The following is a 25,391-nucleotide window of genomic DNA, read 5'->3' as shown; positions in this document are numbered from 1 at the left end:
CGCCGCGCACGGCGCAGACGCCCATTGTAACGATCCCGGTAGGTGACGACCGTTGGTCATCACTCCCTGGCGCGGCCAGCCTGTCGCAGCAGGCTGGCCGCGAACCCGCCGACGATGAGCACGCCCAGCACCAGCAGGCCCCACAGCAGCCAGCGCTTCCAGTCGCGTACCGGCTGCACGGCCGCGTCGCCGCCGAGCGGCTGCGCGGCGCCCTGCACCGTGGCCAGCGCCGGTTGCCACTGCGCGCCCTGCTGCTCGCGCAGGCGTGCGATGACCGTGCCCACCGGGGCATCGGTACGCGCCGCGCGCACGCTGCCGGCGGCCACGCTGTAGGGCGGCTCGCCCTGGCTCAGGAACACCAGCGCCTCAGGCTGGTAGCCCAGCTTCAAGGTGGGCGCCGGCATCGCCGCCGTGCCCTGCGCGGCGGTGAGCTTCCAGAAGCGGTCCCGCGTGGGCACGGCCAGCGACTGGGTCTGCGACTGGCGGCGCGCGTCGGCGTCCTGCAGCTGGTAGGCCACCCACGGCCCTGCGCGGACCTGCCAGGGCTGGTTGCCATCGTCGCGGCTGAGCAGGGTCCACTGCACCACGCTGTTGTCCGGCGTGGCGATGTCCACCTGCGCGATCGGGAAGCGGCCATCGAGGGTGTATTCGAACTCCCTCGGTTTGCCTGTGGCACCGCCCAGCGCGCGCCACTGCCACGCGATGGCCTGCGCCGTGGCCACGCGTTCGGCCTGCACCACCGACAGCGCCGGCAGCGCATCGCCGCCGGTGGGCACGATGCGGAAATACTTCGCTTCGCGGCCGATCTCGATACGGCGCTGCTGCAGCCGTCGGCCCTCGTGCTGCAGATCCACCAGCGGCACGTCATCGGCCACGCGCTGCCAGTCGCGCAGGTCGTCGCTGGCGTCCACGCGCACGCGCACCTGCAGCGCCTGCGGCGCCTCCCAATCCAGGCGCAGGGCCTGCACGCCGGTGCGCAGCGCGCTGGCGTCGACCAGCCAGCCACCCGGCGATGCGTTGCCCACGCTGCGGCCGAGCCGGGCTTCCACGCGGCGCACGCTGCCATCGGTGTTGCGTTCGGTCAGCAGTTGCAGATCGTCGCCGCCGCTACCGCCCTGCGCCGGCAGCGGGAACCAGGGCAGCGCCTGCCATTCGGCCGCCTGCGCCAGCGGTTGGTCGGCCGAGAACAGCGCCGACGGCAGGGCCTGGCCCTGCGCATTGAACACCTGCACATCGGCCAACTGGGGCGACACCGCGCTGCGGTACTGCGCCTCGCCCAGCATCAGCCGGTAGGCACCGGCCTGCGCGGCGGACAACTGCAGCGGCCACTGCTCGCGGAAGTCCTGGCGCGCATCGGCCGCCAGCGCGGGCGTGGCCACGGCGAGCGACACGATGGCGATCACACGATGAAGAAGGGTCACGGCTGCGGCTCCACGATGGGGTCCGGCGCCCGCGGCGGCGCCGGCGCCAGATAACCCACGACCGTGCACAGCAGGCCGTAGGCGATGAAGGAAGAAATACCAAGCAGGTTGCCCAGGTGCTGCCGGTCGATCAGCACCAGCTTGGCCAGCACCACGCCCATCAGCACCGCACCCACCAGCCACAGGGCGCGCTGCCCGCGGCGCGAACCCCACACCCAGCTGATCACGCCGAGCACACTCCACACCACCGTCAAACTGGTCTGTGCCAGCGTGGACGACCACAGCCGCCCGTCCCACGACACCCCGCCCCAATGGTGCACGGCGTGCAGGGTGATGCTGGTCAGCGCAACGAAGCCGGCCAGCGCCAGCAGCGGCACGCGGCGCGCCTGCAGCGCTGCGGGCGCATCGCCGCGCCACAGCCACCGCGCCAGCAACGCCAGCACGGCCAGCTGCGCCAGCTCCAGCGGGTTGAACACGGGCACCCACGGCAGCGGCCACGCCGCGCCCGGGGCAAACAGGAAGCCGATCCACGCCAGCCCCAGCACCGCAAACAGCGTGCACTGCAACGCAGGGCGCGCCACGTTGAAGCGCTCGCCCAACGGCACCGTCAACCAGCGCCAGCGCTGCAGCGCGATGAACACCACTGCCAGCCACGGCAGCAGCGTCGCCGCCAGCGCCCAGCCCTGGGCCAGCTCGAAGCGGTCGGCCAGCCACGATGCAGCCAGCGACAGCACCGTCGGCCACAGCAGCCACCAGATGAACTGCGCCGCCACCGCCGCACGGTCCTGGCCGCCGCGCAGGCACCACAGGCTGCGCACCCCAAGCACCGCGAACACCGTCCAAGCCAGCGCGCCATATCCGGCGAAGGGCTGGCGGTGGATGTCCACCTGCCACAGCGCCAGCGGGAACGCGCACAGCAGCATCGCCAGCGTGGTCAACACCAGCGCGCGCGCCGGCATGCGCCGGTGCACCTCCGCCGCGATCCATGCGGTGACGGCCACCACGGCCAGCAACGCATCCGGGCGGCTGTCGAACGCAACGAACCGGGTGATCTCATGGCTGGCGCCACCCAGCCACCACAGCAGGCCCCACAGGTAGTACACGATGGCCGGCGCGTCGCGGCCGGCACGGCGATAGCTGAAGGCCGACGCAAACCCGGCCAGCGCCAGCAGCAACCCGCTCATGAAGGTCGGGTTGGCGATGGCCGTGGCGTCGTTGAACCAGTAATCGGCCCCCACCACGAAGCCGAACGCAGCACCCAGCTGCAGCAGCGCGCCGGCGATCTGCGGCAGCAGGCGCTGCTGGCGCAGGCCCAGCCACACCAGCGCCGCGCCTTCCAGCGCGAACACACTGGCCGTGGCACGTGCAGACAACGCCAACGGCACCGCCAGCGTGGCAAAGCCCACCGCCAGCACCGCATGCGACTGCCCCAGCGCCGCATAGCGCGGCCGCCGGATCAGCGCCCACGCGAGGCCCGCGTACAACGCCGCCACCCCCAGCGCGCACAGCGCCAGCAGCAGCCGGTCGTCATGCAGCATGCCCGCCTGCAGCGAGAACGCGATCAGCGGCGTGCCAAACACCAGGCTGCCATCCACCAGATCGCGCTTCTCCGCCGGCTGGCGGCGCGCGTACAGGATGGGAATGACCAGGTAGAACGCAAAGAACAGCAGCAGGAACGGCTCGGTACTGCCGAACTTGTCCGCGTTGTACTGCAGCACCCCCCACGTGGTACCGATGCCAAACGTAAAGGCAAAACCCAGCAGGTTGAGCGCGCGCCACGGCCGCCACCACGCAATGGCGAGGATGGCCGCATTGAGCACCGCGTAATACGAGAACAGCGCCACATGATTGCCGCTGCCGGTGGACAGCCAGATGGGCGCCATGAACCCGGCCAGGATACCCAGTACTGCCAGCGTGCGAGAGTTCTGCACCACCGCCAGCACCCCCATGCCCGCAATCAGCACGATGCTCAGCGCGAACGCGATACCCGGATCGATCAGGTCATAGCGCTTGAACGCCGCGAAGATCGTCAGCAGCAGGATGCCAATCGCACCGCCCTGCAACGCCAGCGCAAACATCCGCCGACGCTCGCGCTGCACCCAGCCGAACACCAGCCCCGCCAGCGCCCCGGCCGCAATCGCCGCCAGCCGCAGCTCGATCGGCGCATTGAGCCAACCCTGGTCGCTCGCATACTTCAGCAGCGCCGCCACACCCGCCAGCAGCACCAGCATGCCGATCTTGACCGGCACGTTGCCCTCGGTGAACCAGCGCTTGATCGTCCCCACGATCCGCTCGCCCAGGTCCGGCCCACGCGGCGGCGGCGGCACGAAGGGTTCGGGTTCGGAGACAGCAGCGGAGGGCAGCGGCGGCGGCGCAACCCGCGCAGCCGCCGCGAACGGCTCGGGCACCGGCTCAGCGACGGCCAGTGGCACCTCTGGCGCAGGCGCGGGCGCGGGAACGGGGGCCGGCGCATACGGGCGCTCTTCCCATACAGCACTCACCGCCGGCTGGGCCGCCGGATGGGCACTGTCGCTACGTGCCTGCTCCAAGGCAGCCACCCTTCGGCGCAGCCCGGAAATCATCACCAACGCCACGATCAGCAACACCGGCACGGCCAACAGCACCAGTACCGCCAGGACAATCAAAGCTTCCATTCCGCGTCATCCTCAAGGGAACGCCGCGGCCCATCAAGACAAGCATGGCGCCAGCGGCAGCGGGATCATGCTAACTGAATCGGGGGGAAGACCGCTCAGAGGGGTACCTACCGCTTTCCCGTGGCCACCGACCCACCGGCCAGGGGTCGCCGGGTGCGGGGGTACGGGACTGTCAAAAACATGGATGTTTTTGCCAAGCCCCCATGGATGGGTTCACGGCGTGTCCCGTACCCCCGCACCCGGCGGCCCCCTCCAAGGATCTGGCAAACGAAGGCTGTTCGCCCAGAATCATCAGCAGCCGGACGAAGGCCGGCGACACGCGCCATCAACGAGTACCGACCAAAAAAAAACGGCGAACCGAAGTCCGCCGTTCTTTCAGATCCGTACGCAGCGATTACTTCGCGGCGACGACCTTGGCCATTTCCAGGCACTTGTTCGAATAGCCCCACTCGTTGTCGTACCAGGACACCAGCTTCACGAACGTGCTGTCCAGGGCGATGCCGGCGTCGGCATCGAACACCGACGTGTGGGTTTCACCGCGGAAATCGGTCGCCACGACCTTGTCTTCGGTGTAGCCCAGGATGCCCTTCAGCGCGCCTTCGCTCTGCGCCTTCACTTCCGCGCAGATCTCGGCGTACGTGGCTTCCTTCTCCAGCTCCACCGTCAGGTCGACCACCGACACGTCCGACGTCGGCACGCGGAAGCTCATGCCGGTGAGCTTCTTGTTCAGTTCCGGAATGACCACGCCCACGGCCTTGGCCGCACCCGTCGACGACGGAATGATGTTTTCCAGGATGCCGCGGCCACCACGCCAGTCCTTGTTCGACGGGCCGTCCACGGTCTTCTGGGTGGCCGTCGCCGCGTGCACCGTCGTCATCAGGCCACGCTTGATGCCCCACTTGTCGTTGATCACCTTGGCCAGCGGCGCCAGGCAGTTGGTGGTGCACGATGCGTTGGAGATGATTGCCTCGCCCGCATAGGTCTTGTCGTTCACACCGAACACGAACATCGGCGTATCGTCCTTCGACGGTGCCGACAGGATCACCTTCTTCGCGCCCGCATCGATGTGCTTCTGCGCCGTTTCCTTGGTCAGGAACAGGCCGGTGGACTCGATCACCACGTCCACGCCGACCTCGTCCCACTTCAGGTTGGCGGGATCGCGTTCCTGGGTCAGGCGGATCTTCTTGCCATTGACCAGCAGGTCGCTGCCCGACACTTCCACGTCTGCCTTGAAGCGGCCATGCACCGAGTCGTACTTCAGCATGTACGCCAGGTAATCCGGCTCCAGCAGATCGTTGATGGCCACGATTTCGATGTCATTACCGAAATTCAGCACCGCCGAACGCAGCACGTTGCGCCCGATGCGACCGAAACCGTTGATGCCAACCTTGATTGCCATGTTCACAAGCTCCTGCAGCCGCGACAGAGCGGCGCCGATGGAAAGGGCCGCCATTCTATCAAAGCCCGACCCACCCCGGCCCCCGGCATCGTGATGGGAAGCGGTTACACCCGTAAAAATCGTGGATTGATCCGGATCAAGGCGCGCCAAGGCCCGGACGGGAAAACTGGCCCCATTCCACCCCGCCACGAGAACGCACCATGCGCACCCCCTCCCTCCTCCTGCCCGCCAGCCTCGCCGCCGCCCTCGCCCTGGCCGCCAGCCCCGCCATGGCCCAGTCCAAGGGCGACTGGACCCTGGCCGCCGGCGTGCACCAGGTGGCCCCCAAGTCCAACAACGGCACCCTGGCCGGCGGCCTCAAGGTCGACGTAGACAGTGACATCAAGCCCACCATCACCGGCGAGTACTTCATCGCCGACAACCTGGGCATCGAGCTTCTGGCCGCCCTGCCGTTCAAGCACGACATCAACATCGACGGCCTGGGCCGCGTTGGCAGCACCAAGCACCTGCCGCCGGTGGTGTCCCTGCAGTACCACTTCAACGGCAAGGGCAAGGTGTCCCCGTTCCTCGGCGCCGGCCTGAACTACACCACCTTCTTCAGCGAAGAAACCGGCGGCGCCCTGGCCGGCAGCAGCCTCAAGCTGGAAGACTCGTGGGGCCTGGCCGCGCACGCCGGCGTCGACTTCGCCATCGCCGACAAGGGCGCCCTGCGCGTCGACGTGCGCTGGATCGACATCGACAGCGACGTCAAGCTGGATGGCACCAAGCTGGGCACCGTCAAGATCGACCCGCTGGCCTACGGCGTGTCTTACGTGTTCAAGTTCTGACCCACCGGTCAGCGCCGCTCCCAACCTCGCAGCAACGCATTTCCCCGGCCTTGGCCGGGGATTTTCTTAGCGCCTCGCGCCGCCATCGTTCATCGTCGCTTCAATGAGAACGATCATTTCGATAAACAGCATCAATCACGGCATCGGCGTCGCCCACCCGCACGGGTCCCGATCCGAGACCCACGCCTGTTCCGTCACGTGCAGCATCCCTGCGCGTTGACGGAAGCTGCAACGATTCATCGCTGATCTACATCCGTGCCGGGACCATGCGACGCCGCCTCCCATCGGCGTTTCCTCCATTTCGCTTGGTCTTCCTGGAATCACTATGGATCGAATCTCCACCCACACCGCCGTGCGTGCGCGTCCCACCCTGTCCGGCCTGGCCGTCGGCCTGGCCCAGCTCGGCAGACAGATGTCCCCTGCCATGCGCCAGATCCGTGATGTCTGCAATCCCCCAGCGCCGACGCGGACGCGGGGCGTGCCGCTCCCCAATCGCAGCATCCAGATCGAACAGGTCACCGACGCCACGCAGATCGGGGAGCTGGAGCAACTGTCCGGGTCCGAAATAGACGGCATGCGCTGCGCGCTGACCCTGTTGAAGCAGGAGCACGCGACGCTGCACGACGCACTGGCGCGCGCCCAGTGCCGCAGCCAGATCGAGAGGATAGAGCAGGCCCTGGCCGGCCAGACCGATCAGGTCCGGTCGGAGCTGCCGGAAGCAGCCGCTGTTGCGATACCGCCTGCTGCCGTTGCCGCCACGCCGGATGCCCGTGCACGCGGCACTACGGCAAGTGCCTTCTCGGGCCTGCGCAATACGCTGGCGCGCGCCATGGCCGCACCTCCCAGCGGCCTCGTGCGCCCGCACGACACCGCGCTTGCGCCGGCCAACACGGGCGCTGGCCCGGGGCGGGCGGTGACCGCCTACGCCCTGCCCAGCTTTGAACTTCCTGGCCATCGTACGAGCGGCGACACCGCATTGAGTACCTTGGTCAACACGCTCGGGGTGTGGTGTTCCAGTCATGTGGAAGCCTTCAGCAGCGGACTCAAACGAAATGCGGAACAGCGGATGGAGATCGCCGCCACTCCCCGGCCAGCCCCGTATACGGCGCTGGAAATGCGCTGCCATGTAGACACGCGGACATCGGCCCGCGACTACCTGTTCAAACCGTCCAGTGTTGCGGTCATCAAGAAGCTGGTGATGGGCAACACCCACGACGGCAACCCGAACGCAGGCGCCTATGGCGCGGTGCATCTGGCTGTCATGGCCAACAAGCCGGAACGACTGAAGGCGCTGCTGGACGCCGCTGCCGGCAAGATCGACCTGGATCGGATCTCCCCGCACTACGGCGACACCGCGTTGGGCCTGGCACTCAGGCATTCCCATGAGCGCTGCGCGGAACTGCTGATCGAGGCCGGCGCCAGCGTGAAGACAACCGATTTCAAGTGGCTGGTCGTCAATGGGCAGACCGACATGTTCCTCCGCCTGCATGCGCACTGGAAGGCGCAGGTCACGCTCGCCGCCGACATGGGCACGGCGGTGCAGGCGGTGGACTTCCATTCGGTATTGGCCACGGCGGTGCATTGGGATCGCGTCGATCTGGCCACGTACCTGCTGGAGAGTGGACTGAGGCTGGACCCGGCAAACAACGATCTACTGCAACTGGCTGCAGCCCGCGGTCACGCTGCGATGGTGTGGCTGTTGCTGCGGCATGCGCCGGCAGGTTCCGTACGGCTGCACGAAGGGCCCAGCCCCGAGCGCAGCCCGTTGGCGCTGGCCATGCGTGAGGCGCACCTGGAAACGGTCGCAGCACTGCTGTCGGCGGGGCCCGATCCGGCGTGGGTGGCCGCTGCGACCGACCATCTGTCCGCCGCGGTCGCTGTCTTCTCACCCTACGAAAGGGAAAAGTTTGCGCCGCTGCTGCGGCTCCTGCGCGGCTGGCTGCAACCGCAACGGCAGTCCCAGCCGTTGCCGCAGATCACCGCGGCCCTGCCGGTCGGTCCGGCGCAGGTCGCTGACGCTGCCAATGATCCATCGCCGTCGACCGGGCGCACGGCGCGGCATTCGCGGAGGGTACTGGCTCCGTCACTTGCCTTCCCGCCCGCACGCGCGTTGTAGGAGGCGCGGACAGCCAGATCCAGAACATGTCCGGTGCAGGTGGCGCCGGTAGAATGGGCGGATGAAGATTTCATCCCTGTTGTGCTCCTCTGCGCTGGTAGCAGCGCTTGTCCTGGTTTCCACCGACGCCCTTGCCTGGGGCGCGCAGGGCCACCGCCTGGTGGCCCGCGTGGCCGAGGCCAAGCTGTCTCCGCAGACCCGCGCCGAAGTGGCACGGCTGCTGGCCACCGAGCCGGGCGCCACCCTGGCCTCCATTGCGCCGTGGGCCGATGAACTGCGCGCCAAAGATCCCGGCCTTGGCAAGCGTTCGGCCGGCTGGCATTACGTGAACATTGGCGAGGATGATTGCCACTACGAGGTCGAGCGCAACTGCCGCAATGGCAACTGCGTGGTGGAAGCGTTGAAGACCCAGACCGCCATCCTGGGCGATCGCAGCCGCCCCGATGCCGAACGCGCGCAGGCACTCAAGTTCGTCGTGCATTTCGTCGGCGACATCCACCAGCCCATGCATGCCGGTTACGGCCATGACAAGGGCGGCAATGACTTCCAGGTGCAGTTCAACGGGCGCGGCACCAACCTGCATTCGCTCTGGGACAGCGGCATGCTGAACACGCTCAAGCTGGACGATGACGCCTATACCCAGCGCTTGGCCGCGCTGAAGGCGCCCAAGGTGGGCAAGCGCTCGGCGATCGGCACCGATGCGGTGCAGTGGGCCGAGGCCAGCTGCCGCATCGCCATTGCACCTGGCGTTTACCCGGCCAAGCGTACGCTGGCGCCCGAGTACACCGCCACGTACCTGCCGGTCGCCGAAGCCGAACTGCGCCTGGCCGGGGAACGCCTGGCGGTGCTGCTCAACGACACGTTGGGTAAACGCTGAGGTTTCACCATGTCACCGCACGTCGCCAGTTTCTTCCACCCGGACAGCAACACCTTCAGTTACGTGGTGCACGACCCGGCCACCCGGCAGGCGGCGGTGATCGACCCGGTGCTGGACTACGACCCGGACACCGACGCGGTCGGGTCCGGTGCGCTGCAGCCGCTGCTGGCGCATGTGCGCGAACACGCGCTGGAGGTGCGCTGGCTGCTGGAAACGCATGCGCATGCCGACCATGTCAGCGCTGGGCGCTGGCTGAAGCAGCAGTGGCCGCAGGCGACGCTGGCGATGGGCGACGGCATTGTCGAGGTGCAGCGCACCTTCGCACCGCGCTACGGGTTGGACGTGCCCACCGACGGCTCACAGTTCGACCATCTGTTCGCCGATGGCGAGCGCTTTGCCGTGGGTGGCATCGCAGCGGAGGTCATTGCCGTTCCCGGACATACCAGCGACAGCGTGGCCTACCGGATCGGTGATGCCCTGTTCACCGGCGATTCGCTGTTCATGCCCGATGGCGGGACGGCACGCTGTGATTTTCCCGGGGGCGACGCCGCCGTGCTGTACCGCTCGATCCAACGCCTGCTTGCCCTGCCCGATGCCACCCGGGTGTTCATCTGCCACGACTACGGCCCGGGCGGGCGCGAGGTCGCCAATGAAACCACCATCGGCGAGCAGCGCGCACATAACATCCACCTGCATGACGGGGTGAGCGAGGCGGCGTTCGTAGCGACCCGGCAAGCGCGCGACGCCACGCTTGCCGAGCCGAAGTTGATGCACCCGTCGGTAAAGGCGAACATCCAGGGCGGGGCGTAAAAACCGCGCAGCGCGTGGTTTTACCGCGTCTTCACCGTGTGCTGGCCGTGCACGATCTCGAACGTGAAAGCGTAGAACAGGCTCACCGCCACCGGCTCCACCCGCTCGGCATCGCGACAGTCGCTGCGGTCGGCCGGCGCGCGGCGGCCTGCCGCGAAGTGGCAGACCGCCGCAGGCGAGTAGCGCCACATCGCGACCGCTTCCTGTGCCGCTTCCACCAGCACCCGGTTTTCGGTTGCAGCGCCGGCAATGCACTCACTGCGATCACTCACCGGCACGCTGCGTTCCACCGCGCCGTCGGCGCTCACCACCACCTGCAGGCAGACCGTGGTGGGCGGCAACTCCCGGCGCGGATCGCGGTCCCCCAGCACCGGGTCCGGCGCCGCATACAGTTGCGGCATCCGGTAGCCCTCGCTGGGTTTGAGCGTGTAAGCCTCCACCTGCCCCGGCCCTCCCGTCGCGTCAGCCCGCAGCCGCTGGTGGCCGACCGTTTCGGCCCGTGAATCCACCGTGGTGAGGCGGTCGTGGCCGGCGCAGCCAGCCACCCCCACCACGAGCGCAACCGCCGCAGGCAGCTGCCACCTCACTGGCCGGTCACCGTTTCAGTCATGGCGAAGTTCACTGGAATGCGGACCGCGGCCGCCACCGCTTTGCCGTCCTTCATCGCCGGACGGTACGTCCACTGCCGGGCTGCAGCGATCGACGCGGCGTCGAACACGCCCGGGTTGGTGGCACTGAGCACGCGCACATCGCTGACCCTGCCCTGTGCGTCCACCTCCACCCGCAGCACCACTTCGCCGCTCTGGTTGTTTTCGAACGCGCTGGCGGGATAGCTCGGCGGCGGCATCCTGTCGATCGTCACCGGGCGCTCCAGCCCTGCCTTGGCCGCATCTTCCTGCGCGAACTGGAACGGTTCGGCACTGATCGCCGGGCTGCCGCCGCTGCCGGCCTGGCTGGCCCAGGCGACCGCGCCCAGCCCCATGCACAGCCCCACCACCAGTACCTGGCCGGTCACCCACGGCAACGCGCTGCGCTTGTGTTCCTTCATCATGGCAATTCGCTCCTTCAACATCGGTTGGCTACGCCAGTGGCAGGCCATGGGCGCAACCGGGTGGACCAACTGCGCCTTCAGCAGCGCGTTGGCGTACAGCCGGCGCGAGGCCGGATACGGGTCGACCGTGCGTGCGTCGCAGGCCAGCTCCTGGTCGCGCAGGAAGCGGCGCGAGGCCCACGGCAACAACGGATGGAACCAGAACAGGCAGCGCAGCAGCGCCAGCGCGGCATTGGCCCAGTGATCGCCGTGCCGGCGATGCTGGCATTCATGCTGCAGGATCAGCGCGCGTTCGGCCGCGCTGAAGCGCAGGTCGAAATCCGGGCCGACCACCACGCGCGGTGACCACAGGCCCACCAGGGCCGGCAGGCCGGGATCGGCGCTGGCCTGCCAGCTGCCATCGCTTCGCGGGTGAAGCGCGCCCATGCCACGCTCGAAACGGCGCTGGCCACGCCACTGGCGGATGCCGGCCAGCAGTGCGCCGGCCGCCCACAGCGCGACCAGCATAGCCGGCCACAGCACCGCGTCGGCGGGCAGCTCCGGCGCACGCAGCGCAGCCCCCAGCGCGTGCACCGGCGTGGCCTCGACGAGTGGCACGCCGGGCAGTGGCAACAGCGGTGCCAGCAGCACCAGCGGCAGCAGCCACCAGCTCCGGTACACCAGCGGTGCGCCGCCCAGCCGGCGCAGCAGCGGGCGCAGCGCGGCCAGCAGCACCACGGCGATCGACACCCACATGCTTGCCAGCAGCACTCCCTGCAGCAGCTCAGTCATGGTCCAGCTCCTGGATCAGCTTCTTCAGTTCGGCGATGTCCTGCGCGCTCAACTCGCCGCGTTCGCTGAAATGGGCCACCAACGGCGCGACCCGGCCGGCGAACAGCTTGTCCAGCAGGCCGCTGCTCTGTTCGGCCACCCAGGCCTGGCGCAGCAGCACCGGCGAGTACAGATAGCGGCGGCCATCACGGCTGGCGCTGATCGCGCCCTTGGTAAGCAGGCGGTTGAGCAGGGTCTTGATGGTGGGCTCTGCCCAGTCGCGGTCGGCCAGCGCCGCCACCACCTCGTCGGCCCCCTGCGGGTGCCGGTTCCAGAGCACTTCCATGACAACGGCTTCGGCTTCGCTGATCTGGCTCATCATTTACATCCGTAATCGACGGATCGATTACGCGCGTAATCCTTGGCCATGTCAAGCCCCTGCGTCGCGGTCCGTTCAAGCCGGAAGTGCTGTAATGCTTTTCAAGACTTTGCAGGAACGCCGAATGACCGAGCATCTCACCGACCTGGACGCTGCCACCGATTGGCTGTTGCAGCGTGTTGACGGGCCGCTGCGCATCGGCGCACCGCTGGCACTGGGCAAGCCGCACCGGCTGCTCAACGCGCTGTATGCGCGGATCGAGAACGACCCATCGCGCCCGCTGCAGATCTATACGGCGCTGTCGTTGAACCCGCCCAAGGCCGGCGGCGGGCTGGAGGCGCGCTTCATGGCACCGTTCGCGGCGCGTCATTTCGGCGAGGATTTCCCGCGCCTGGCCTACGCCGATGCGATGGTGCGCGACCGCCTGCCCGACCATGTGCAGGTGGAGGAGTTCTACATGCAGTCCGGCGCGCTGCTCGGTTCATCGCAGGCCCAGCGCGGTTACACCAGCCTCAACTACACCCATGCCGCCGATGCGGTGGCGCAGCGCGCGCCGCACGCGATCGTGCAGAAAGTGGCGATGCGGCCCGACGACCGGCGCCTGTCGCTGTCCTGCAACAACGACATCACCCAGGACACGATCGACGCCATGCTGGCGCGCGGCCTGCCGCGCCCGCTGCTGATTGCCGAGATCGATCCGCAGCTGCCCTACCTGGGCGGCTCGGCCACGGTGGATGTGTCCTTCTTCGACCTGGTGATCACGCCGCCGGCGCCGTATCCGGCGCTGTTCGGTCTGCCGCGCCAGCCGGTCAGCGATGCGGACTACGCCATCGGGCTGTATGCCAGCGCACTGGTCCGCGATGGTGGCACGCTGCAGATCGGCATCGGCACGCTGGCCGATGCGATCAGCCACGCGCTGGTGCTGCGCCACACCGACAACGCCCGCTACCGGCAGATCCTGCACGCGCTGGACCCGACGTTGGCCAGCCACCCGACGGTGCTCGAATGCGGCGGCCTGGAGCCGTTCGAGGTGGGTCTGTACGGCTGCAGTGAGATGCTCAACGAAGGCTTCCGCCGGCTGGTGCAGACTGGCGTGATTCGACGCAAGGTGCACGATGACCTGGCGCTGATGGAGCGGATTGAAAGCGGCAGCACGCTGACCATCGACCACGCCACGCTGGACGCCGAAGGCGAATACCTGCATGGCGCGTTCTACCTGGGCTCGCCGGAGTTCTACCAGTGGCTGCGCGACCTGCCGGAAGCGGAATCCCGCGCGATCGGCATGCGCCGGATCAGCGAGATCAACCAGCTGTATGGCGGCAACGAAGCGCTGGAACGGCTGCAGCGCAGACATGCGCGTTTCTTCAACTCCTGCATGATGGCCACCGCGCTGGGTGCGGCGGTGTCCGATGCGCTGGAAGACGGGCGCGTGGTCTCCGGCGTGGGCGGCCAGTACAACTTCGTGGCGATGGCGCACGCGCTGCCCGAAGCACGCAGCGCCCTGATGTTCCGCGCGATCCGCGAGGACAAGGGCACGCTGCAGTCGAACGTGCGCTGGAACTACGGGCACACCACGATTCCGCGCCACCTGCGCGATATCTACATCAACGAATATGGCATCGCCGACCTGCGCAACCTCACCGACGAGGACTGTGTGACCGGCATGGCGGCGATCACCGATGCGGATTTCCAGGCCAACCTGCTGCAGACGGCGAAGGCCTCGAAGAAGCTGGCGAATGATTTTGTCGCGCCGGAGCATTGGGCACGACGCAATACGGCCGCCGCGGTGAGTGCATCGCTGGCGCCGTTCCGGCAGTCCGGCGCCCTGCCCGATTACCCGCTGGGCAGCGATTTCACCGAAGTGGAGCAGCACCTGGTGAAGGCGCTGGGCTGGCTGAAGCAGAACACGCAGACGCGGGGCACGAAGCTGCGCACGGTGCTGGCCGCGTTTACCCAGCCAGCCGGCGATGGCGACGTGGTGTACCTGCAGCGGATGGGATTGGATGCGCCGAAGACGTTCGGCGAGCAAGTTGAAGCGCGTCTGGTGCGGTTGGGCTTGGCGCGCACCGCGTAACGCAACGCGGACAAATGAAAACGGCGCTTCCGTTCCGGGAAGCGCCGTCTGGACTACGTCGGTTGCTTGCCCTTACCCGGCCAGCTGCGCCTTCGCAGCAGCCACCACCGCATCGGTGGTGATGCCGAAGTGCTTGTACAGCGCTTCAGCCGGGGCCGATGCGCCGAAGGTGTCGATACCGATCACCGCACCGTCCAGGCCCACGTACTGGCGCCAGAAACCGGTGACGCCGGCTTCGACCGCCACGCGGTTGCGCACCGCGTTGGGCAGCACCGATTCACGGTAGGCCGCATCCTGGCGCTCGAACACATCGGTGGACGGCATCGAGACCACGCGGGTCTTGATCCCGGCGGCGTCGAGCTCGGCCTTGGCGGCCACGGCCAGGCCCACTTCCGAACCGGTACCGATCAGGATCACGTCGGGTACGCCGCCTTCGGCATCGGCCAGCACGTAACCGCCCCGGGCGATCTGTGCCACCTGGTCGGTGCTGCGCGGCTGGTGCGGCAGGTTCTGGCGGCTGAACACCAGGCAGCTCGGGCCGTCCTGGCGGGTGATTGCCGCCTTCCAGCTGACCGCCGATTCGACCGCATCGCACGGGCGCCACACATCGTTGTTCGGGATGTAGCGCAGCGAGGCCAGGTGCTCCACCGGCTGGTGGGTCGGGCCGTCTTCGCCGAGACCAATCGAGTCGTGGGTGTACACGTGGATGGCATGGGCCGGGATCAGCGCGCTCATGCGCACGCCGTTGCGGGCGTAGTCGCTGAACACCAGGAAGGTGGCATCGAACGGAATGAAGCCGCCATGCAGGGCCAGGCCATTTGCAATGGCGGTCATGCCGAACTCGCGCACGCCGTAGTACACGTAGTTGGCATTTGGGTCGTCAGTGGCGACCGACTTGCTGGCCTTCCACAGGGTCAGGTTGGAGTGCGCCAGATCAGCCGAACCACCCACCAGCTCCGGCAGCAGCGGCGCGAAGGCTTCAATGGCCAGCTGCGAGGCCTTGCGCGAGGCGATGGTCTGGCCTTCGGCCTGGACCTGGGCGATGTAGGCATCGGCCTTGGCGACGAAATCGGCCGGCAGCTCGCCCTGCGAACGGCGGGTCAGTTCTTCGGCTTCGGCCGGGAACTGCGCGGCGTACTTGTCGAACTGCTGGTCCCACTCGGCCTGGCGCACGGTGCCGGTACCACCGGCACGCCAGCCGGCGTAGATCTCTTCAGGGATCTCGAACGGGCCGTAGTTCCAGCCCAGCTGCTTGCGGGTGGCTTCCAGCTCATCCTTGCCCAGCGGTGCGCCGTGGCTGGATTCCTTGCCGGCCTTGCCCGGCGAACCGAAACCAATGGTGGTGCGGCAGCAGATCAGGGTCGGCTTGTCGGACTGCGACAGCGCGCTGTCGATTGCGGCCTTGATGTTTTCCGGGTCGTGGCCATCGACGCCGCGCACCACGTTCCAGCCATAGGCTTCGAAACGCTCGGGGGTGTTGTCGGTGAACCAGCCGGCGGTGTTGCCGTCGATGGAGATGTGGTTGTCGTCCCAGAAGCAGACCAGCTTGCCCAGGCCCCAGGTACCGGCCAGCGAGGCCGCTTCGTGGGAAATGCCTTCCATCAGGCAGCCGTCGCCCAGGAACACCCAGGTGCGGTGGTCGACGATCTCGTGCTCGGGGCGGTTGTAGCGCTGGGCCAGCAGCTTTTCGGCCAGCGCGAAACCGACCGCGTTGGCCAGGCCCTGGCCGAGCGGACCGGTGGTGGTTTCCACCCCGGGGGTTTCATGGTGTTCGGGGTGGCCGGCGGTCTTGCTGCCGAGCTGGCGGAACTGCTTGAGCTGTTCGATCGGCAGGTCGTAGCCGCTCAGGTGCAGCAACGCGTACTGCAGCATCGAGCCGTGGCCGTTGGACAGCACGAAGCGGTCGCGGTTGAACCACTTCGGATTGTTCGGGTTGTGACGGAGATAGTCGTTCCAGAGGACTTCCGCGATATCTGCCATGCCCATCGGCATGCCGGGATGCCCGGACTTGGCGGTTTCGACCGCATCAGCGGCAAGGAAGCGGATGGCGTTGGCCAACTGGCGGCGGGTGGGCTGCGTCATGGTTCTGTCGGGGTCGGGAGGCTCCCGCTGGCTGCGGGCCACTCATTGTCCCACAGTCCACCGGGCGGGTCAGGCTGCCCGTGTGTGTGAAGACGGCTGCGGTACACCAACGAAAACGCCCCGCTGGGCGGGGCGTTTCAGCCTGGACGTCGTGGATCAGGCCTCGCCGGTGGCCGAATTGATCACCGCACAGGTCGATTCACGCTGGAACTTCTCACCGGTAGCGTAGCCACCCGGGGTCAGCTTGGTGACCATGACCTTGGAGGACGTCGCTCCCTGCGGGGTGATCACCACGTTCCACGGTAGGGTGACCTGGCCGTTGGAGCCGCTGGCGTTCTGCTCGAACATCAGCAGCCCTGCTTCCTTGTCTTCCGACTTCAGGGTCAAGCCCGAGCTCACGCCTTCCACCTTGATGCGCTTGTACGCCACGTCCGCAGACACCGGAACAACATCCCAGTTGGTGAACTTGCGGCCCGCGAAATAACTGCCTTCCTGCTTGTAGTTCGGGCATTCCGACTTCGCGCTGGCATCGAACGCCAGCAGGCCGAGCACGGCCACCATCAGATACTTCTTCATGAATGTGATTCTCCTTTCCCCGCACGACGCCGACCCGGCGCCTTCCATGCGCCGGGCCAGTATCCATGGCATCAACCTCGCATTCAATCGCGCGGCGCGACAGGCCCGGGAATGTGACTTTCATCACTTTCGCCCTTGGCTACCAGGGTGGTCAGGGCCAGATCGCCGGTGACGTTGAGCGCGGTGCGGCACATGTCCAGGAAGTGGTTCACGCCCAGGATCAGGCCGATGCCCATCGGGTCGACGCCGACCATGGCGCAGATCATCGCCACCACCGGCAGCGAGCCGGACGGCACGCCGGCGGTGCCGATGCCACCCAGGATGCAGACCACCATCACCATCAGCTGCTGGGTGATGCTCAGGTCCACGCCGAAGAACTGCGCCAGGAAGATCACCGTCACGCCCTCGAACAGCGCGGTGCCGTTCTGGTTGGCGGTGGCGCCCACGGTCAGCACGAAGCGCGATACCTTCTGCGGCAGCCCCATCTGGTCGGCCACGCGCAGCGCGGTCGGCAGGGTGGCATTGCTGGAGGCGGTGGAGAACGCCATCACCGTGGCCTCCTGGGTATCGCGGAAGAACGCCAGCGGCGAACGCCCCGACAGCCACACCGCCGCACCGTAGGTCACCACCATGTGCAGTGCCAGCGCCAGCACCACCACGCCCACGTAGGCGCCCAGGCGGATCAGCAGGTCGAAGCCGAAGATCGCGGCCAGGTTGAACATGAAGCAGGCCACCGCGTATGGCGCCAGGCGGATGACCAGGTTGATCAGGGTCATCGAGACTTCGAACACGCCTTCGATGACCTTGCGCAGCGGCGCGGTCTTCTCATCCGGCGACAGCACCATGCCGATGCCGAACATCAGCGCGAAGAACATCAGCGACAGGATCGCGCCGTTGCTGGAGGCGGCGGCCAGCACGTTGCTGGGCACGATCGACAGCAGCATGTCCATGCCCTTGGGCTGCTCGCCGATGTTGGCCACGATCTCGCGGCTGCGCTCGACGTTCTCGTGCAGCAGCTGCTGGGCCATGGCCGGGTCCACGCCCACGCCCGGCTTGAGCACGTTCACCAGCACCAGGCCCAGGCCAACCGCGATGCCCGACAGCAGCACGGTGTAGGCCAGGGTCTTCCAGCCGATCCGGCCGAGCGAGCGGATGTCGCCCATCTCCGACACGCCCATCACCAGCGCCGAGAAGATCAGCGGCACGATCAGCATGAAGATCAGGTTGAGGAACAGGCCCGACAGCGGCGTGGTCAGGTAGGTCATCACCGCGCGGGCGGCATCGGGCAGCCAGGGAATGCCCGGCCCGACGGCGTGCACGATCAGCCCCAGCAGCAGGCCAAGCCCGAAGCCAATGCCCATTTTCCAATGCAATGGCAGCTTCTGCCGGGTCGTTGCGGCCTCAGTCATGGAGCGGTGTTCCTTGAAAATTAGAGAAAGAGCTTAGCAAAGCCGGCCAACCCGGCCCGGGGGCCGCTCAGCGTCCCGAAGGATAGAGCGGCGCCAGCCCAGTATTTTCTGCGGCCTGCGGCGGCTGCCAGTGCGGTCCGTCATGGAAGGCGCGGCGCAGCGCCTGTCGCGCCTGGGTTGCATCGCCGCCGTCGCGGCTCCAGCGCGCGGCCTGCATGTCGCTCAGGGCCTGCCGTTGGGCCGGGTCGGCCAGCCGCGCCAGCACGGCATCCAGGCCGTGTACGCCGCCCATTCTGCCCAGCAGTGCGACGATCTCGTCCAGCCCTTCGTGGTCCAGGGCGCGGCGCAGCTCGCCGCGCGACGGGACCTGTGCGGAGGCAGCCGGCCCCACCGCCGCGTGGGATGCGCCGGGCGCTGCCACGCGCCGGCGCCGCCACGCCCACGCCAGGGTCAGCAGCCACAGCGCCGCAAAGCCGGCCGCTGCCGCGATCCAGCCCCAGGGGCGGCTGGCCGCGGCCGCCACGGTGACGGCGTCGGACGGCGTGGCGGGGGTACCGGGCAAGGCCGAGGTGGTATCCAGCGCGGTCGGCGGCGGCGCCGTCCCCGGGGCGCCGGCGGCCACGGCCAGGCTGAGGTCGGGCAGCGTGGCGGTGCGCGCCTGGCGGCCACGCACATCCCACCAGGCCATGCGCGGGCCGGGAATCACCAGGGTGCCAGGCTGGCGTGGCACCACCGAATAACGGCGGGTCAGGGTCAGGCGCGGGGTGCTGCCGTTGAAGGTTTCGTCGTACTGCGGCGGCTCGGCGAACACCTGCGCGCCTGGGCCGGCATCCAGCGGCGGCAGCTCGGGGAACTGCGCGCGGGTGGCGCCGTCGGCCACCGCCTCCACCACCACCGTGACCGCCTCGCCGGCGCGGGCGCGGGTGGGCGCGGCGGTGTAGCGCAGGCGCAGGTCGTGCAGTGGCAACCACGGCTGCGGTGCGGCGTCGGGTTGTGCCTGCACCTGCAGGGTGCGGTCGGGCGCGTTGGCGCGCAGCCGGCCATCGCCGCCGAACAGGTCATCGAAGAAGCCGCCAGCGCTGCGGCCGTTGAAACGCGCGCCGGGCAGCACCAGCGGCCCGCTGCGCTCGGGAATGAGCAGGTAGCGGCGCTCGACCAGGTTGTAGCGCCGCCCGTTGATCTCGCGGACCAGGCTGCGATCCTCGCCGACGCGCTGCATCGAGGCGCCTTCGGGCGCATCCACGCCCAGTTCGCCCGACAGCAGTTGCGAAGCGTAGTACAGGCGCACCACCACGCCCACGCTCTGCTGCACGTAGGGGCTGGCGTCATCGACCTCCATTTCGACAAAGGCAGTGGCGTTGCCGGGCACGGCGGGCGTGGCGGCGGCACTGGCAGCCACGGTCAACTGCAATGGCGCGGTCCGCGCCGCGCCCACCTGGAGCGCGGGAATGGTCAGCACGCCACTGCGCCGGGGGCTGAGCGCTACGCCGTACAACGAGCGCGACTGCATCGCGCCCTGGCTCCACTGCACCTGGCGGCTGCTGGTCTGGCCGCTGAGCTCGAAATCGGCCTGCAACGGCGCGTAATCCGGTGCGCCGGCATCGGTCTCGATATTGAGCGTGACCGTGTCGGTGTCGCTGATCGCATCGCGATCCAGCCACGCGCGGGGCTGGGCCTGGGCCAGGCTGCTCACGCCCAGCAGCAGCCAAGCGCAGGCGCGCCACCAACGTTGCGTGGGGGATGCTGCGCTCATTGTCCGTCCCGTTTCCTGCGTTCGCTTTCCAGTTGGAATTTCTGCCGCAGCAGGTTGCCCGGTTCATCGGGCACCCGCCGCATCCACGCTTCGACCGCCTGGCGCTGCTCGCGCTGCTGCGGCGTCTCGTTCGCCTCGCGGCGCTGCGCCGGGGTCTTGCCAGCGTCGGCCTGTTGCTTTTCCAACGCCTGGCGCATGCGCTCGCGCTGGGCCGCATCGGCCCGTGCCTGTTCGGCCGGATCGGGCTTGCCCGCCTGCGGGTCCTGCGGCGGCGTGCCCTGCCCCGGCTGGGGCTGGCCCTGCTCGCCTTTCGGGGCGGGGTCCTGTTTCTGTTGCTGTTGTTGCTGCTGGGACTGCTGCGACTGATTCTGCTTCTGCTGTTGCTGCTGCGGTTGCTGCCCGGCACCCGGTGGCGGCTTGCGCTTGCGGGCGGCGTCCACGGCGGCACGGTTGGCCACCGCATCGGGCATGCCCGGGCGTTGTGCCAGCGCCTGGTCGTAGGCGGCAATCGCCGCGTCGTACTGCCCCTGCCGGGCCAGCGCGTTGCCGAGGTTGTAGCGGGCCTCGGCGTCGTTCACGCCCTCGAACTGCTGCTGTGCTGCCTGGAAATCGCCGCGCCGGTAAGCGTCCACCCCCTCGGCCACGCGCTGCTGGTCGCGCTGGTCGGCGCGCTGCCACCAGTTGCGTTCGGCGGCCTGCGCGGGCGCGGGCATGGCCAGCGGCAGCATCACGCAGACCAAGGCCACGGCCGCCACGCCACGGCGACGGAAGGCCCACAGCGAAAGCAGCATCAACGGCGGCAGCAGCCAGAAGCCTTCGTCGCGCCAGGCCAGGCCTTCGCCTTCGCGGCGTTGCTGCTCGCCTGCGCTGGCGCGCGGGGTCAGCACGCCCAGCGCCTTCAGATCACCTTCGTCGTCAGCCACCGGCGCGTAGCGACCACCGCCGGCATCGGCCACCGCGCGCAGCGTGTCCGGCTCCAGCTGCGCGCGCGCGATCTGGCCATCGCCGCTGCGGTAGGCCGCACCGGCCGCAGTGCCGAGTCCGAGTACCGAGACGTGGATGTTCTGCGCCTTGGCGGCAGCGGCGGCAGCACGTGCGGCGTCATCGGCACGGTCGGTCAGCAGCAGGATATCGCCGCCCTTGGCGCCGGACTGCTGCAGCAACAGCACCGCCGCTTCAATCGCACGGTCGGCGCGTTGGCCGTCGCGTGGCATCACGTCCGGGGCCAGCGCATCCAGGTACAGCGCCACGTTGGCGGCGTCGCCGGTCAACGGGGCAACGGTGAAGGCATCGTCGGCGTAGGCCAGCAACGCCACTTCCCCGCCGCTGCGCTCGCGCAGCAGCGTGGCCAGCTTGGCCCGCGCCTGCAGCAGGCGCGACGGCGGCAGGTCGGTGGCGGTGGTGCGCGATGAAAGGTCCAGCGCCACCACCAGCGGCGCCGGTGCCTGCCACAGCGGCTGCGGCAGTTGTCGCCAACCCGGTCCGGCCAGGGCCACCACGGCCAGTGTCCAGCCCAGCAACAGCAGCGCCAGCCCGCTCCAGGCGCGGCGCCCGCCGGCCACCAGCAGGTGCGGCAGCAGGTGCGCATCCACGTTCTGCCGCCAGACGCTGCTGCGCCGGCGGCGCCAGGTCCAGAGCAGCGCGATCAGCGGCAGTGCGGCCAGCGCCCAGAGCAGTTCCGGGCGCGCCAGATGCACGTGGTTCAAGAGGGTATTCATGCCCAGCGCCTCGGCAGCAGCCAGCCCAGCCCACCCAGCAGCATGGCCAGTGCAAGCGGCCACGCATAGCGTTCGATATAGGGGCGTACCGCCGCGCCTGCGGCGGTGATCGGCTCCAGCCGGTCCAGCTCGGCATAGATGCCGGCCAGTTCGTCGGTGTTGCGCGCGCGGAACGCACGGCCGCCGGTGAGCTCGGCAATGCGGCGCAGCGTAGCCTCGTCCACCGGGTCGTCGCCGGCGGCGATCTGCACGCCGAACAGGCTCATGCCACCGTCGCCGCCGAAGGCCACCGGATACACGCGCACGCCTTCGGCCTGGGCCAGTTCGGCCGCGCGCAACGGCTGCAGCACGCCGGCGTTGCTGACGCCGTCGGTCAGCAGGATCAGCACGCGTTGGCCTTCGGGCTGTTCGCGCAGGCGCTTGACCGCCAGTGCGATGGCATCGCCGATGGCGGTGTCGCGGCCGGCCAGGCCGACTTCGCTGTCCGTGAGCTGGTTGCGCACGGTGGTGAGGTCGGCGGTGATCGGGGTCAGTGTGTAGGCACGCTCGCCGAAGATCAGCAGCCCGACCCGGTCGCCGGCACGGCGGTCGAGGAAATCGGCCAGCACTGCTTTGGCCGCGGACAGACGCTGCACGACCTGGTTACCCAGCATCATGTCCGGTTCGCTCATGCTGCCGGAGACGTCTACGGCGAGCATCATCTGCCGGCCCTGCTGCGGCGGGGTGACCGGTTCGCCGAGTTGCTGTGGCCGGGCCATGGCCACGCACAGGCAGGCCCAGGCCAGCCACAGCAGCAGGCGCCCGATCCGCCAGCCGGCCACGCCACTGGCCTGGCCGAGTTCGGCCAGCGCACCGGCGGCATATGGCACGCGCAGCGCGGGCGCCGCTGCGTTGCGGCGTGGCCACCAGCGCATCAGCCACGGCAGTGGCAGCGCCAACAACGCCCACGGCCAGGCCAGCGCATCCAGCCAAGGCAGCACGGAAGACAGGCCCGGGATCATCGGCCGCGCCTGCTGATCAGCTCAAGGAAGCGTGCGCGCGCGAGGTCGCGCACGCGCTGCACGTCGGCAGCGTCGAGGCTGCGACGGTAGCCCCCGTCCAGCAGCAGGCGTCCATCGCCGTCGGAGAAGGCGCGGCTGCCGGGGGCATCGAGGAATTCCAGCCAGGCCTGGCCCTGCAGCAGTTCCGCGCCCGGTTGGCGGCGGCGCGCGGCGCGGCGCAGCAGTTCGGCCATTGCGGCTACCTGGGCAGTGCCGTGCTGCGCAGCATCGACCGTCGTGTCGAAGAGCCGCAGCCAGCGCCGCCGCTGGCGCCGTCGATGCGCGCGCCACGCCCAGGCCAACAGCACGACCAGCGCCAGCGCCGCCAGCACCAGCCACCAGCCCAACGGCAGCGGCCACCAGGACGGGATGGGCGGCAGGTGCACGTCGCGCAGCGGCAGCGAGGTGGCCGCGCTCATGCAACCACCGCCGACGGCAGCGGGCCCAGCCAGCAGTCGCTGGCATCGTCAGTACTGACCACGTGCACCTGGATGCGGCGGGCGCCGAGGCTGCGCTGCAGCGCTTCCAGCGGTTCGACGAAGCGGGCATGCCAGTGGTCGCGCACGGCACGATCGTGCAGGTCCAGCACCACCTGCCGGCCCTGCGACAGGAACGGCAGCACGCCATCCGGCGGCGCCAGCTCCAGCGGATCGGCCAGCAGCATCAGCTGCACTTCATGGTGCATGGCCAGCGCGGTCCAGCGCGGAACGTCGATGGCCGCCGCGCGGGCCGGATCGGCCAGCACCACCACGCGCGCGCCGGGGCGCAGCACGCGCGCGGCCTGCTGCAGTGCGTGGTCGAGGCCGGCGTCGTCGGGCGGGGGCGCGGCGTACCAGCGGGTCAGTGCATCGAGTACGCGGAGCACGCCGCGGGTACCGCCGGCCGGTGGGATCGGTGCTTCGCTGCGGCTGCCACGCAGTGCCGACAGGCGGTCGCCCTGGCGCTGTGCCAACCACGCCGCCACGGCGCCGACCCGCGCAGCCTGTACCGACTTGAAGCGCACCCGGGTGCCGAAGTAGAGCACCGGGTCGGTATCGACCACCAGCAATGTCTGGCGCTCGCGTTCGGCCTGGAACAGCTTGGTATGCGCGCGACCGGTGCGCGCGGTCACCCGCCAGTCGATGTGCCGCGCGTCATCGCCGGCGACGTATTCGCGTGATTCTGCGTACTCCATGCCGCGCCCGCGCATCGGCGAGGGCGCCTGGCCGGCATGCGCCAGCCGCCCGCGTCGCGCCGGTGCCAGCCGGTGCGCGCTGCGACGCAATGCGACCAGTTCGGCCAGGGTCGGCTGCACGCCGTTGCCCGCCAGCGCATCGGCAGCAGTGTCATCCAGGGCGGTCATGCGAATCTCAAGGCACCGGAATGCGGGCCAGCAGCTCGGCCACCAGCCGCTCGCCATCCCAGCCTTCGGCGGTGGCTTCATAGCTGGGCAGCACGCGGTGGCGCAGCACGTCAGGAGCAACGCTGCGCACGTCCTCGGGGGTCACGAAGTCGCGGCCGGCCAGCCAGGCGCGAGCGCGCGCGCAGCGCTCCAGCGCGATCGAACCGCGCGGGCTGGCGCCCCAGGCGATGCGCTTTGCCAGTGCCGGGTCATAGCGACCCGGGTCGCGGGTGGCCAGCACCAGTTCAATCAGGTAACGCTCCAAGGCGGGTGCCATGTGCAGCGACAGCACCGCGCGACGGGCGGCGAACACGTCGTCCAGCGGCATGCGCGCCGGGGCCGCCGGCGCGGTGCCGAGCGCATCACGCGCGCGCTCACGGGCCAGGCGCAGGATCTCGGCTTCGGCGTTGGAATCGGGATAGCCGATCCGCACATGCATCAGGAACCGGTCCAGCTGGGCTTCGGGCAACGGGAAGGTGCCCTCCTGCTCGATCGGGTTCTGGGTGGCCATCACCAGGAACAACGCCGGCAGCGCATAGGTATGCCGGCCCACGGTGACCTGGCGCTCGCCCATGGCCTCCAGCAGCGCCGACTGCACCTTGGCCGGGGCCCGGTTGATCTCGTCGGCCAGCAGGATGGGGTGGAAGATCGGGCCGGGCACGAATTCGAAGCGGCCTTCCTGCGTCCGCCAGATCTCGGTGCCGGTCAGGTCGGCGGGCAGCAAGTCCGGGGTGAACTGCACCCGCGAGAAGTCGGCCTCCAGGCGCGCAGCCAGTGCGCGGATGGCGGTGGTCTTGGCCAGCCCGGGGGCGCCTTCCACCAGCAGGTGGCCATCGGCCAGCAGTGCGGTCAGCAGGCGCTCGACCAGCGCGTCCTGGCCGACGATCTCGGCCGCGAGCGAGTCGCGCAATGCACGGAAGCCGGCATGCAGGCGGTCGTGTTCGGGGGTGTCAACGAAGGGCGTGGGGTCGATTGCGGGCATGGGGGGTGGCAGGTTCATGGCGTCCATCTGACCCACGCAACAGGCGTAAGGTTCCGCGCACATGATGGCAGGGCTGGCCGCGCAGCGGGATC

General features: G+C 68.8%; 20 protein-coding genes. 5 read left to right on the top strand and 15 right to left on the bottom strand.

Annotated features, from left to right (window positions below; genetic code table 11):
• Window positions 1-59: 59 nt before the first annotated feature.
• The 3 genes from QE395_RS04020 to gap form a co-directional block, all read right to left on the bottom strand.
• A complete protein-coding gene (locus QE395_RS04020; RefSeq protein ID WP_306987621.1) occupies window positions 60-1,421 on the bottom strand; it encodes a DUF3999 domain-containing protein in 1,362 nt (453 codons plus the stop codon).
• Window positions 1,418-4,075 (bottom strand): DUF2339 domain-containing protein, encoded by a 2,658-nt coding sequence (locus QE395_RS04015; RefSeq protein ID WP_306987620.1) that lies wholly within the window; start codon window positions 4,073-4,075, stop codon window positions 1,418-1,420. The genes QE395_RS04020 and QE395_RS04015 overlap by 4 nt, the downstream gene beginning before the upstream one ends.
• 394 nt (window positions 4,076-4,469) lie before the next feature.
• Window positions 4,470-5,474, bottom strand: a complete 1,005-nt coding sequence (gene gap, locus QE395_RS04010) for a type I glyceraldehyde-3-phosphate dehydrogenase (protein WP_068854751.1) — start codon at window positions 5,472-5,474, stop codon at window positions 4,470-4,472.
• A gap of 200 nt (window positions 5,475-5,674) precedes the next feature.
• Here gap and QE395_RS04005 point away from each other — a divergent pair, with 200 nt between their 5' ends.
• From QE395_RS04005 to QE395_RS03990, 4 genes are all read left to right on the top strand, one after another.
• Window positions 5,675-6,301 carry an OmpW family outer membrane protein gene (locus QE395_RS04005; RefSeq protein ID WP_249833024.1) on the top strand — a complete coding sequence of 209 codons (627 nt, stop codon included), beginning with the start codon at window positions 5,675-5,677 and terminating at the stop codon, window positions 6,299-6,301.
• Window positions 6,302-6,626: 325 nt separating this feature from the next.
• Window positions 6,627-8,417, top strand: coding sequence for an ankyrin repeat domain-containing protein (locus QE395_RS04000; protein ID WP_306987619.1), 1,791 nt, complete (start codon window positions 6,627-6,629; stop codon window positions 8,415-8,417).
• Between the two features lie 61 nt (window positions 8,418-8,478).
• The gene (locus tag QE395_RS03995) at window positions 8,479-9,294 is read left to right on the top strand and encodes a S1/P1 nuclease (RefSeq protein ID WP_249833026.1); all 816 of its coding nucleotides are present in this window, start codon (window positions 8,479-8,481) and stop codon (window positions 9,292-9,294) included.
• A gap of 9 nt (window positions 9,295-9,303) precedes the next feature.
• Entirely contained in the window at window positions 9,304-10,104 is an 801-nt protein-coding gene (locus QE395_RS03990) for an MBL fold metallo-hydrolase (RefSeq protein WP_306987618.1), read from the top strand.
• Between the two features lie 20 nt (window positions 10,105-10,124).
• Here QE395_RS03990 and QE395_RS03985 read toward each other — a convergent pair whose 3' ends face one another.
• The 3 genes from QE395_RS03985 to QE395_RS03975 are packed head-to-tail and all read right to left on the bottom strand — an operon-like array spanning window position 10,125 to window position 12,284.
• Window positions 10,125-10,679 (bottom strand): hypothetical protein, encoded by a 555-nt coding sequence (locus QE395_RS03985; protein ID WP_306990411.1) that lies wholly within the window; start codon window positions 10,677-10,679, stop codon window positions 10,125-10,127.
• An 8-nt stretch (window positions 10,680-10,687) separates the two neighbouring features.
• On the bottom strand, window positions 10,688-11,926 hold the full coding sequence (locus QE395_RS03980) for a TonB family protein (RefSeq protein ID WP_306987617.1): 1,239 nt from the start codon (window positions 11,924-11,926) through the stop codon (window positions 10,688-10,690).
• A complete protein-coding gene (locus QE395_RS03975) occupies window positions 11,919-12,284 on the bottom strand; it encodes a BlaI/MecI/CopY family transcriptional regulator (RefSeq protein ID WP_095363665.1) in 366 nt (121 codons plus the stop codon). The genes QE395_RS03980 and QE395_RS03975 overlap by 8 nt, the downstream gene beginning before the upstream one ends.
• Window positions 12,285-12,408: 124 nt before the next feature.
• On the opposite strand from QE395_RS03975, the gene QE395_RS03970 reads away from it, so the two are divergent.
• Window positions 12,409-14,358 carry an acetyl-CoA hydrolase/transferase C-terminal domain-containing protein gene (locus QE395_RS03970; protein ID WP_306987616.1) on the top strand — a complete coding sequence of 650 codons (1,950 nt, stop codon included), beginning with the start codon at window positions 12,409-12,411 and terminating at the stop codon, window positions 14,356-14,358.
• Window positions 14,359-14,430: 72 nt separating this feature from the next.
• Here QE395_RS03970 and tkt read toward each other — a convergent pair whose 3' ends face one another.
• From tkt to QE395_RS03925, 9 genes are all read right to left on the bottom strand, one after another.
• Window positions 14,431-16,440: a transketolase gene (tkt, locus tag QE395_RS03965; RefSeq protein ID WP_306987615.1), complete on the bottom strand. Its 2,010-nt coding sequence runs from the start codon at window positions 16,438-16,440 to the stop codon at window positions 14,431-14,433.
• A 156-nt stretch (window positions 16,441-16,596) separates the two neighbouring features.
• Window positions 16,597-17,016 carry a hypothetical protein gene (locus tag QE395_RS03960; RefSeq protein WP_306987614.1) on the bottom strand — a complete coding sequence of 140 codons (420 nt, stop codon included), beginning with the start codon at window positions 17,014-17,016 and terminating at the stop codon, window positions 16,597-16,599.
• Between the two features lie 83 nt (window positions 17,017-17,099).
• Entirely contained in the window at window positions 17,100-18,425 is a 1,326-nt protein-coding gene (locus tag QE395_RS03955) for a dicarboxylate/amino acid:cation symporter (RefSeq protein ID WP_095363603.1), read from the bottom strand.
• 67 nt (window positions 18,426-18,492) lie between these two features.
• Window positions 18,493-20,178 (bottom strand): BatD family protein, encoded by a 1,686-nt coding sequence (locus tag QE395_RS03950; protein WP_306987613.1) that lies wholly within the window; start codon window positions 20,176-20,178, stop codon window positions 18,493-18,495.
• A complete protein-coding gene (locus QE395_RS03945) occupies window positions 20,175-21,896 on the bottom strand; it encodes a tetratricopeptide repeat protein (protein WP_306987612.1) in 1,722 nt (573 codons plus the stop codon). The genes QE395_RS03950 and QE395_RS03945 overlap by 4 nt, the downstream gene beginning before the upstream one ends.
• Window positions 21,893-22,897, bottom strand: a complete 1,005-nt coding sequence (locus QE395_RS03940; protein ID WP_306987611.1) for a VWA domain-containing protein — start codon at window positions 22,895-22,897, stop codon at window positions 21,893-21,895. The genes QE395_RS03945 and QE395_RS03940 overlap by 4 nt, the downstream gene beginning before the upstream one ends.
• On the bottom strand, window positions 22,894-23,355 hold the full coding sequence (locus QE395_RS03935) for a DUF4381 family protein (RefSeq protein WP_249833034.1): 462 nt from the start codon (window positions 23,353-23,355) through the stop codon (window positions 22,894-22,896). Before QE395_RS03935 ends, QE395_RS03940 begins: the two co-directional genes overlap by 4 nt.
• Window positions 23,352-24,278: a DUF58 domain-containing protein gene (locus QE395_RS03930; protein ID WP_306987610.1), complete on the bottom strand. Its 927-nt coding sequence runs from the start codon at window positions 24,276-24,278 to the stop codon at window positions 23,352-23,354. Before QE395_RS03930 ends, QE395_RS03935 begins: the two co-directional genes overlap by 4 nt.
• A 7-nt stretch (window positions 24,279-24,285) precedes the next feature.
• Window positions 24,286-25,299 carry a MoxR family ATPase gene (locus QE395_RS03925; protein WP_210131425.1) on the bottom strand — a complete coding sequence of 338 codons (1,014 nt, stop codon included), beginning with the start codon at window positions 25,297-25,299 and terminating at the stop codon, window positions 24,286-24,288.
• Between the last annotated feature and the right edge of the window lie 92 nt (window positions 25,300-25,391).

The sequence above is a fragment of the Stenotrophomonas sp. SORGH_AS_0282 genome, assembly GCF_030818125.1.
GTDB lineage: Bacteria > Pseudomonadota > Gammaproteobacteria > Xanthomonadales > Xanthomonadaceae > Stenotrophomonas > Stenotrophomonas rhizophila_A.
This window is presented reverse-complemented; position numbering and strand designations above follow the sequence as displayed.